The organism is Mycobacterium sp. TY815, assembly GCF_030755135.1.
Classification (GTDB): Bacteria; Actinomycetota; Actinomycetes; order Mycobacteriales; family Mycobacteriaceae; genus Mycobacterium.
On sequence record NZ_JAUFRX010000014.1, the window covers coordinates 1 to 9,920 of the forward strand.

Here is a 9,920-nt window from a genome sequence, read left to right on the forward strand (position 1 = left end):
ATTCACATCTGAAAATCACAGCCAGGTCGCGGGTGTCTCATTTCTCGTCTCACGCCGCGTGTCTCAGATCCTTGATGTCGGACGTTGATGAGACGGTGATGGTGTGACGGCGATCCTCGGGTATGCGCGGGTGAGCACTCTTGGTCAGGACCTCAATGCACAGCTCGCGGCCCTGGCCGCTGAGGGCGTCGAATCCAGCCACGTGTTCACCGACAAGCTGTCCGGTGCGGTGAACGTCGGGCGGCCGGGCTTGGCGGCCCTGCTGCATTACGCGCGCGAAGGTGACACCGTGGTGGTCACGGCCATCGATCGGCTGGGCCGATCGGTCGCCGAAGTCACCCGCACCATCTCGGATCTGGGTGAGCGCCGAATTCTGTTGCGCGCCTTACGCGAAGGGGTGGACACCGGCACACCCAGCGGCCGGGCGGTGGCCGTGATCATGGCGACCTTGGCCGAACTCGAACTCGAACTCGGCCGCGAGCGTCGAGCCGCCTCACGTGAGTCCCGGCGTGCCCGCCGACTGCCGGCCACGAAGCCAGCGAAACTGACCGCGGAGCGCCAGAAGCAACTGCGCCGGCTCGCTGCGACCGGTGAGCCCGTTCCCGAGCTTGCGAAGACGTTCGGCATAAGTCGCGCCACGGCCTACCGCTATCTATCGCAGCTGGACTAGCTGCGAGAGCCAAACATCTTGTCGGAGTCAGATTTTCATCGTCTTGCCGCAGTTGCCGCAGCGGATGAGTCCGTGCTTGGTGACCCGGACGTTCACGAAGGTGAATCGGCAGTACGGGCAGGTGATGGTGGGGACGGATATGGCCATGGTGGCCTCACTTTCCTTTGAAGGGTTCTGCGTGTGGAGAACACTCTGAGCGGCGGGGCGGTACATCGAGGACCGGAGATCCCCGCCGCTCGGAGAAGCGATCAGCCGCGTTCGGTGGCCGTGGTCCTGGGGTTGCGCGCGGCGGTGGACGCCTTGACGTAGCGACTGGTCGTCGCGCTGCGGTGATGTCCCTTGGCCATTGACGGTGTCCTTTTTCGTGCGCCCGGCCCCCGAGCAGGGGAGAACACTTTGGTACCTGGCTTTCTACTTTAGTGTATCACATTTTTTCTACTATCGTGTAAATCCGCCTACAATGGTGCTATGACCTCCGGCAACGCTTTCCTCGGCCCCACCCTGCGCGAGCTTCGCGAGTTCTCGGGAAAGACGCTGAAAGCCGTGGCCGAGCCGTCCGGGATCAGTACCGCCTACCTGCAAAAACTCGAGCGAGGCGAGGTCAAGAGCCCATCGCCGAAGGTGCTATACGGTCTTGCCGAAACGCTGGGTGCCGACTACCTCGAACTGATGCGCCGCGCCGGATACGTCGTGCCAGGCGGCACGGCGCACGGCAACACCCTGGCCCACGCGCTGAGTTCCGAGGGTCTCACCGAGCAGGAGGCGGAGGCTCTCACCACGTACCTCCAACTGTTACGACACAAGCAGCGGCAGCGAAATGCTTGAGGACCTCGATAGCGCACAGGACATCGAGCAACGCACTCACGCGCTGCTCAAGGCCGCTGATGCCTACGGCCGGTACCCCACGCCGGTGGACGACATCGTGTCGGCGCGCGGCCTCCTAGAGGCCGATGACTTCACCCTCGACGAAGGGGTGCTCGCCGCGATGCCCAAACCGCTGCGCGATCTCGTCCGCCGCGGATACCGCGGCCTGCGCGGCGCGTTAGACCGTCGTGAGCGCACCGTCCACGTCAGCCAGCTGGTCACCCACGAGGGACGCAAGAACTTCGTCAAACTCCACGAGGTCACCCACGACCTGCTGCCCTGGCAGCAGCAGCTCGTCCACACCGACAACGAAGAAACGTTAAGTCCTTCAACTAACCGACTCTTCGAGCAGGAAGCCAATCAGGGTGCCGCTGAGCTGCTGTTTCAGCGACACGGATTCACCCACGACGCCAGGAGCCTGGAGATCGGCGTAGCCAGCGTGGCCCACCTGGCCCAACGCTACGGATCGTCTCTTCAAGCAGCGTTTCGGCGCTACGCCGAAACACACCAGGACGCCGTCCACGTCCTGTGCCTGAGCAAGATGCCCAACAGCGACGGCAGCTACGACCGTCGCGAAACGCCTCGCTCCCCAAAATGGATGGAGCGCTTCGGAAACACGCGATACCCGCGACGCTTGCACCCATCGGCGTACCCCTTCCTGGCGGCGATCGACCACGGGCTCGGTGAGGTGCCCATACTCGATCTGGCTGGCGTTCGAGTGAACGTACGGGTGGAGACGATGAACACCGGCTACGCGGAGATCATGATGTTCTGGGTCAAGCCCCAGCACCGTCGCTTACTGCGCCCCATCCGCGTCCGCTTGGCCGACGACTGAGCAGACCCGACATGGGAGGCGAGCGTCTGGGACCCAGTTCCTTCGAGGTGGCCACCGCGGCTCGCGGGCGGGGCGTGGGCATGCGGGTGGTGCGCAGCCTGATGGAGCGGCGCCCATACCGCAGACTCTTGCCTACAGCGAGGGCGCCGACCGCTCCTGGGCTTCGCTGGGCTGGGAGCCGTTCGAGCATCCCGCCGGCGGTTATCGGACGTTGTTCGTCCAGTCGCCTGGCGGTCTAAGAACTGCGGTGTAGGCCCAATCCGCGGCAAACCTCACCGTTCCGTCCGGGACACCGCCCCGTGTCTGTCTTTGTATGCTTGTATGACACGTGTTATAGTTACGTCATACAGACAGGAGGGTTGCGTGGCCGTCATCAACATCCGCGTCGAGGATCGGATCCGCGATCAGCTCAAAGACCTGGCCGACACCGAGGGGCTCACGCTGAGCGAATACGTCCGCGACCGCCTCCTGGAGGTGCTCGTCCCCCCCGACTACCGGCCATCGGACGACTACGACGGTGAGCCGGCGCCGGAGACCATGCGGATCGCCGACCGCCAGGTGCTGTCGTTGCTGCACCGCATCCTGGCACGTGTGCTGCCCGAGGATGCCAACGGCGAAGACGGGGACGAGGCGTACCAGCTCCAGCGAGCAGAGGTGATCGAGAAGGGCTTCACTGGGGAGTACTGGAGGACAGTCGCGGGGTTCCGGACCGAGTTGTCCAAGCTCGACTGCGACCGCGTCCTCGACATCCTCGACATGTTCCGAGTGATCACCTACAGCATCGCGAGGCTGGCGAAGAAGGGAACACCGGTCAGCGAAGACATGGCGTTCAAGCTGGAGTTCCAGGGCTTCGACTATCAGGACAGGCTCGAAAGCCACATGGCCAGTTACGTCGAGTTCCTGATGAGCGACGACCGGTGGACCGAACTGCGACCCCAGCTGGAACGCAACGATGGGGGAAATTCGCACCACCGGACACTCGGCAGCTACATGCGGATGCTCGCTGAGTACCGCCGCATCAAGGACGCTCGGGATCGAGGTTTCCACCGGGACGACTACCTGCTGTCCACCGAGGAGCTCGAACAGATCGCCGAGGCCCGAGTCCACCCGTCACACCGTGGGTAGCTCGGCTGCGCTGGCCGACCCGAACCGTCCCGGCGTCGAAATGCATTGTGCCCGTGGCCAGTAAAAGTTGGGTGCAGCAGGGCGGCGTAGCGGCGCTACTGGCCGATGCGTACCGACGTGCGCCTGGCGGCTACGTTGCTTTCCTCGATGAAAGCTTCGAGCTGGAAGCCAACCGGCGGACCTTCTACCTGATGTCAGCCGTAGTTGCTCATCGCGACCAACTGGAGCCGCTGCGCGACGGCCTTCTTGACGTGGTGGGGGATCGGTACTGGCACACGACGGAAAGCCTTCTCACCAGCGACGGCCGCCAGCAGGCAGTAGAGGTGGCGGATTATCTGGGCGACGAGAACGGCACGGAAGTGTGCATCGTCTCCTGTCGGATGCCCCTCGGGGACGACGGCGGAGACGCCGCACGACGCGCATGCTTCGGGCAGCTCGCCGCCGGCCTGTGCACCGGGATACAACCGCTGGCCAATGGGGTTCACCTGATGGTCCTCGAGCAGCGTCAGACACAACATGAGCGCAGCTTCGACGCCAAGATCGTCAAGGAGCTGCGGGCAGAGAAGGTGATCTGCCGTCAGTGCCAACTCAAGCAAGTTTCTCCGCGGGACGAAAAGCTGCTATGGCTTCCGGATCTGGTGTCCTCGGCGGTCCGGCGCAACATTACGCATCAGGAGAAGGACCTGCTGGAGCCGATTGAACACATCGTGCGGGTGCTGAACTGCCCCTAGATACAGAGCAACCCCGGCGCGCCGTAGCCATCTACCGGGGTCAGACAGATCGTGGGGCCGAAACCGCAGAATCCGTACCTTGCTCCTACTGAAAGTATGCCACCTGCGGTTCGGAGATGTCCAGGTTAGTGCTCCTATGTGCAGCCGCATGCTGTCCGCCCAACTCTCAGTGCAGCTCACCCGCAGTCTCGAAAACCTTCGTTATCGAGACGACGGCGACATCTTTGACGTAATAACGTATAAACGTCATTACGTCAAGATGCACATGACGGTTCGGGTGGAAGGAGTTGACCCACTCGCATGGAAGCAGACGCTAACTCGTGGGCGTGCAATTTAACCGTCAGGCGAGCCTGCCCGTAGTTCAGAGCGTATTAACGCAACAACGTCCTGACGTAATAACGTACTTACGTTATTACGTCTTCGCATTTCGGGCTAGCCATTGGTCAGCTAGGTCAGTGAGGATTTTGCTCATGCTCGTGTCCTGGTCTAACGCGGCCTGCTTTAACCCGCGCACCGTCGCGCGGGGCAGATAGACCGTGGCTCGCTGCATATCATCAGTCGGGGAGCGGAACGCTTCAGCGGCCCGCTTAGCCGGCTCTGTCTTAACCCGTGCTGCCATCTTCGAAGTCAAATCAGACATGAACCAGCGCCCCCATCAGCTCGTCAAACACGTCGTCATAGCCGTACAGGTGATCTGGTGTAGCCCCAAACGCCCGGCGGATGCCCTCGCGGCGAACAATCCGCGTCTCGATCACCGGCACGCCTTCGTCCTCCAGCAGTTTCTTCACCTCATCGGCTAGCCGGGTCCGCAGATCCACTCCGGTCAGCAGCACCGCCGTGGGGCGGTGCGCGGTGATCTCCAAGGTTGGCCACACCCGGCGGACGTCCAACGGTGAGGCCCCTGTGGGCACCACAACCAGATCAGCCAGCTCGATCGCTTCCTGAATTACCTGCGCAGTACCCGGGGGAGTGTCCACGATCGTCAGATCTTGGCGGCCTACGTCAAGAGGTCGGCGAGCCGGCACCACCGGAAACGGCAATGGATCATCCTCGGCGACCGCCGCCCATTCCAGAGCTGACCCCTGCGGGTCGGCATCAATAAGCACGACGTCGCGGCCGCGGCGCTGCGCGGCAGTCGCGAGGTACACCGCGGACGTTGTCTTCGCAACGCCGCCCTTGGTGTGGACCAAAGAAATCGTAGGCATGCATCACACCATACGTCACAGCGTAATGACGTAACTACGTTGACACGTCATTACGTCATTACGCCATTACGTCATCACAAGATCAATTCTGCACCCGCTTGCGTATACATCCCGGCGAGTGCGCACAGAGCTTGCTACCGCACCGCGTGACGGACGCGTCACATCTGATCCGCACTAACCGCGTGTCGTTATCAGTTACAGCTTGGTTTGACTGGCAGAGTCCTGATCATGGCTCAACCGCATAAAGGTGACCGCGCCCAGATCATGACGCGTCCGCCTCGGATGGTCTACGACATCGTCAAACAGAGGGCGGCCGAGCTCGGCATCCCGATGGGCCAATACGTCGCCGACCTACTAGCCGAGCATGTCGGGCACCCCGAACTGGTTCTTGCACTCCACAAATCGAGGGAGGAATTGCCGCTGGCGATGTGACCGGTACACGCCCGGGCTGATAGCCAGACCTGTCTGGGCCAATACGTGACATCTGAATAGCTGGTGTGCGGATACCCCGCTGAATGACGAAGGCCCCGCCTTAGCGGGGCCACGTCTGGAGGTTCAAACCGAGCTGGAACTCGGTTTCGGGTCTTCCGTACCCAAATTTCCCCGAAGGGACTGTCTTGCTGGACAGCTCTCACGGTAGCGCACGTCTGTCTGGCGTTCCAGAAATGGCGCGCAATCAGTGCGCAAATCGTGACTTCCTCAGCACCCGATCACCTCGGGTCAGTAGTGGGTGGCCGACGCCGCTCGGCGGCGCTGCTATTGCGCCCACGCCGCATGTCCTGCGCGCGCTCGCAAACGAACGCCGTCGCGGCTGGGTGGAGCGTGCCGGCGCGTGCGCGCCGCGGGCGCCGATGTGGACCAGTCGCAGCGGCTGGCTCGAGGGCCTGCACCAATGGGCGCACTCGCCGGCCCTAGGACAGCTCTGCGCGGCCGAACGGGTCTCGATCACCGCGTCCACGCTGCTGTCGATCGCCGCGGTGATGGCCGAGCACGCCGATCACGCCACCGGCCGCCACGTCGCCCTTACCCGCGCCACAATCGCCTCCCGGGCGGGTTGTGACGTCCGCACCGTAACCACCGCCTGGAGAGTCCTACGAGCTTCCCAATGGGCCATCGAGGCCCAACGCGGCCACGGCTCACCCGGCACCCCCAGCATCGGCCGCCGGCCCTCGGTGTACCACCTGGTACCCCGCCGCGCTGCTCACCCGGCGCCGCACTCTGCTGCGCATGATTTCCACCTACCGCCGTCAGGCGGTCTTAGTCTTTCTTCTCCCGTAGGGAGGAACTCACCAAGCGGGCGCGCCAGCGCGCCCGCCCACCACATGTCCCAAAAAGGACGCAACACCTCTGCAGCACGGCCCCCCAGGCGGACCACCCCCCGGCCCCTGGTCACTCAGCGCCTCGCCGCGGCCCTCGTCGCCCGCACCCACGGCCTCCACCGTGCCCACATTGGCACCATCTGCGATGCCCTCACCGCCGCCGGCATCGACCCCACGGTGTGGACTGCACGGGCCATCACCGACGCACTCAATGCCGACATGCGGGCACGCGGATGGACCTGGCCCGACCACATCACCAACCCCGGCGCATTCCTATCCAGCCGACTACGACGGCTGTCCTGGGCAGCTCCAAAGACTCCAACAAAAGCCAGCGGCTGCGCCGCCGACAGCCTCGACCACACGCCGCGACCCGCAGCGCTCACCGCGGCATCGCGAGCCCGGATCGCCGCCGCCCAAGAACAGATCCGCAACATACTCGCCAACCGGTCACAACGCACTCATAGCAGTCCACCGACGGCCATCACTGTGAGCAGGCACGCCGACATCGCCCGCCAAGCCGAGCAGCTGGCCGCTGATTGTGCGCGAATCGCCACCCCACTCACCGGCCGCGCCGGACACGCCGCGGCCCGCGCGGTCGCGCAGGCCGCCCTAGGCAGTCCCGGTCATACCGCGGCGCGTGCCACCGCCGCCGCAGCCGCACGCGCCGCGGTATGGCGCCGCAACACCCACACTGCTGCTGCCGAAGCCGCCGACCTGGCTGCGCGGGTCGCCGCAGCGCGCACCTAAACAGCAACCAGGGCTCACACCGAGCGTGCAGGCGCGCCGCGCCGCACCGCACACACAGAACAACTCGCCCGTTCAACCCAACGCCCCCGCCAGCCGCCCATCACGCGGGCCCGAACGGCACTTAGGGTGCCACAAAATTTGCCCACCGCCGAACATCACACCTCTTGCACTAAGGTCATGTTTCAATAACGTTTCGTCCTGGACGTAATTATTTAGGGGGTGTGGAGTGGGTGCTGACCCGGTGGTGTTGGAGGCCCGCACGGACTCGGTGCGGGCCTGCCCGCGGTGCGGGCAGCGCTTTGATGTGCCCGATAAAGGGCCGGGCCGGCGGCCGGTGTGGTGCTCGCCGCGGTGTCGGCGGCTGGCCTCTGCCGAGCGCACCGCGGCCCGCAATGCCGGTGCCGCGGTGCGCGTGATTGAGGTGCCCCGCGCGCATCGACCCGACCCTGATGCGCGGTTGCCGCTGCCTTCGATGCACACCCTGCAACGACTGTTTCTCAGTTCGGATTATCAGTGCCAACTCCTGCTGGAGGTCCTTGAGCACCGCTACGCCGAGGGTGCGATCGGTGAGCAGCTGGGTGCGGTGGTGCAGCGTTTCGCCGCTGCGGTGCGCCTGCACCAATCCCTGGCCCAAGACCCCGGCTACCGGCAGGCCCGCGAGCAGGTCCAGCGGCTCGGCGAGCAATTGCGTCGTGACGTCGAGCGTGGCCAACAGCGCGACCGCGAGCTCGCGCAGCTGCGTCGAGAAGTCACCGAAATCTGGCGGTTGCGGACCCGTGTCGCGGAATTGGAATCCCTGCTCGACGCCGTCACCGGCAACCCCACACACGACACCGACCAACACCACCAGGCGCCGATGAGCCGCCAACAACGCCGCGCCGCCCAACGCGCCGCCGACAAAACCCACTAACCCTCATCCTCGCGGTCGGCGATCTTGAGGCAGCGATGCAGGCAGGCCCCAGCTCAACGTGTATCGGCCTCCACCGACCCCGAGCAACTGCCCGACATCGTCCGCGCGGGCTTTTGATCCGCCGCGACCATGCCCGCCAACACACCTACCAACGCTAGCGCGACCCAACGCCTCGATCTCATCCTGGGACAACGCCACTGGGTCGAACAGCACCTACACCACAACCGCGAACACCCAACAGCGACCGCAGCTACGGGCAGGAGTTGCAGAACCCAGCAAATGATCCTGTCCTGGTCATCCCATAACTGATTGCGCGGGGTCGGCGTGGCTTTTGGAGACGTGCCCACTGTCAGCGGTCCACTGTCAGCGGTCGCCGGCGGACACCGACCCCTTTCACCGACGCCATCGTTTTAGCATGCGCGGGAGCTTGAATTCGGCGCGCCGGATGGGCAGGGGCTCTATTTCGAAGCGCGGAAGCTGCACGGGTGGGCTGTTTGCCTGGCTGGGCGAGGGCTTGCTCACTTCCGGTGAGGCGTGGACCGCCTGGGTGGGTGGGGGGTCGGATAGGAATGCGAAGTACGCTGCACCGTCGCCGCCGTTGCCGCCGGCGAAGGCGCCATCGTCCCTGTCTCTGCCTGGGTCGCCGGCACCGCCGGCACCGACGAAGCCGGTGATCTGTAAGCCATCAGCTTCGGTGGATTTGGCTGGAAGCCACACAACGCGACTTTGGTATTCGCCGGAAAACCCGCCAGAACCGCCGTAGCTGCCGTAGGGGCGCCCGTCGGGGCGGAGTCGGGCTCCGGGGCCGCCACCTGCGCCGGGTGCGGGGCCGTCGCCGCCGGGGGAGTCGTTGCCTGCGGCTCCGCCGCGGCCGCCGCGGATAACAAAACCCCTGGGAAACATGTGCGGCGTGACGTCGTCGGTGGACTGTCCCGCGGTCAGACTGGGATGACGCAGATGGGCGTAATCGGTAGTAATTCCTCCGTACCCGCCTGCAGCGCAGTGCTTGATCCCTGCTAGCCCCCCTAACGGCAGCTTTGCGGTCGTGGATTCACCGCAAGATCCTCGCGGGACGAACCTGCTGTGGCCGTTGGCGAGGTAGGCGCCGCCGCCTCCCCCGCCGCCGATCAGCGCCATAGCGATCCCTGTCGTTCCGGCGGGGATGGCAATGGTGTAGTGACAGGGAGTCGTGACCGAAGCCACCCAGGTAGGCGACGCAGGCTGCTGAGCAGTCGAGTCGATCGGCCATGGTGAGGCCTCGAATTTTAGGTTCACGGGAGGCTCGTAGCGTGGACCCCCCTGAGGTGCTAGCGCCCCTGCCTTCCACAGTTTGCGTTGCAGCAGGCGCAGAACACCGAGGGTGAATACGTCATCGCCGGCGATCGCTTCCCATTCGAGACCGGCGCCTAAGACGCTGCTGGCGAAGCAGACCTCGGTCGCCAGCAGCGTCCGAGTCCAGTCGGCTCTCGAGAGCGGTTGCCCGCGATCGAGCAGAGCCTTCAGACGGTCATATT

Annotated in this window: 9 protein-coding genes and 1 pseudogene; 8 read left to right on the plus strand and 2 right to left on the minus strand. The window is 64.5% G+C overall.

Translation table 11 applies throughout. From position 1 onward, the window contains the following. The first annotated feature begins 103 nt into the window (after positions 1-103). The 5 genes from QXK92_RS33880 (at position 104) to QXK92_RS33900 (ending at position 4,225) form a co-directional block, all read left to right on the plus strand. Positions 104-670 (plus strand): recombinase family protein, encoded by a 567-nt coding sequence (locus tag QXK92_RS33880; protein WP_122447294.1) that lies wholly within the window; start codon positions 104-106, stop codon positions 668-670. A 468-nt stretch (positions 671-1,138) separates the two neighbouring features. Then, positions 1,139-1,495 carry a helix-turn-helix domain-containing protein gene (locus QXK92_RS33885; RefSeq protein WP_122447296.1) on the plus strand — a complete coding sequence of 119 codons (357 nt, stop codon included), beginning with the start codon at positions 1,139-1,141 and terminating at the stop codon, positions 1,493-1,495. Further along, on the plus strand, positions 1,488-2,369 hold the full coding sequence (locus tag QXK92_RS33890; protein ID WP_122447297.1) for an ImmA/IrrE family metallo-endopeptidase: 882 nt from the start codon (positions 1,488-1,490) through the stop codon (positions 2,367-2,369). The genes QXK92_RS33885 and QXK92_RS33890 overlap by 8 nt, the downstream gene beginning before the upstream one ends. Before the next feature lie 363 nt (positions 2,370-2,732). Next, positions 2,733-3,494, plus strand: a complete 762-nt coding sequence (locus tag QXK92_RS33895; RefSeq protein ID WP_122447282.1) for a YfbU family protein — start codon at positions 2,733-2,735, stop codon at positions 3,492-3,494. A 53-nt stretch (positions 3,495-3,547) separates the two neighbouring features. After that, positions 3,548-4,225, plus strand: coding sequence for a hypothetical protein (locus QXK92_RS33900; protein ID WP_306249112.1), 678 nt, complete (start codon positions 3,548-3,550; stop codon positions 4,223-4,225). 632 nt (positions 4,226-4,857) lie between these two features. On the opposite strand, the gene QXK92_RS33905 is transcribed toward QXK92_RS33900, so the two are convergent. Next, entirely contained in the window at positions 4,858-5,430 is a 573-nt protein-coding gene (locus tag QXK92_RS33905; RefSeq protein ID WP_122447285.1) for a ParA family protein, read from the minus strand. 228 nt (positions 5,431-5,658) lie between these two features. Between QXK92_RS33905 and QXK92_RS33910 the strand changes: the two genes are divergently transcribed. The 3 genes from QXK92_RS33910 (at position 5,659) to QXK92_RS33920 (ending at position 8,406) form a co-directional block, all read left to right on the plus strand. Continuing rightward, positions 5,659-5,862 carry a hypothetical protein gene (locus QXK92_RS33910; RefSeq protein WP_055577712.1) on the plus strand — a complete coding sequence of 68 codons (204 nt, stop codon included), beginning with the start codon at positions 5,659-5,661 and terminating at the stop codon, positions 5,860-5,862. A 233-nt stretch (positions 5,863-6,095) separates the two neighbouring features. Further along, positions 6,096-7,496, plus strand: coding sequence for a rep protein (locus QXK92_RS33915; RefSeq protein WP_244602116.1), 1,401 nt, complete (start codon positions 6,096-6,098; stop codon positions 7,494-7,496). Between the two features lie 226 nt (positions 7,497-7,722). Continuing rightward, positions 7,723-8,406 carry a hypothetical protein gene (locus QXK92_RS33920; protein WP_244602115.1) on the plus strand — a complete coding sequence of 228 codons (684 nt, stop codon included), beginning with the start codon at positions 7,723-7,725 and terminating at the stop codon, positions 8,404-8,406. A gap of 393 nt (positions 8,407-8,799) precedes the next feature. On the opposite strand, the pseudogene QXK92_RS33925 reads toward QXK92_RS33920, so the two are convergent. Beyond that, positions 8,800-9,920: pseudogene (locus QXK92_RS33925) on the minus strand (hypothetical protein); the annotation flags it as partial.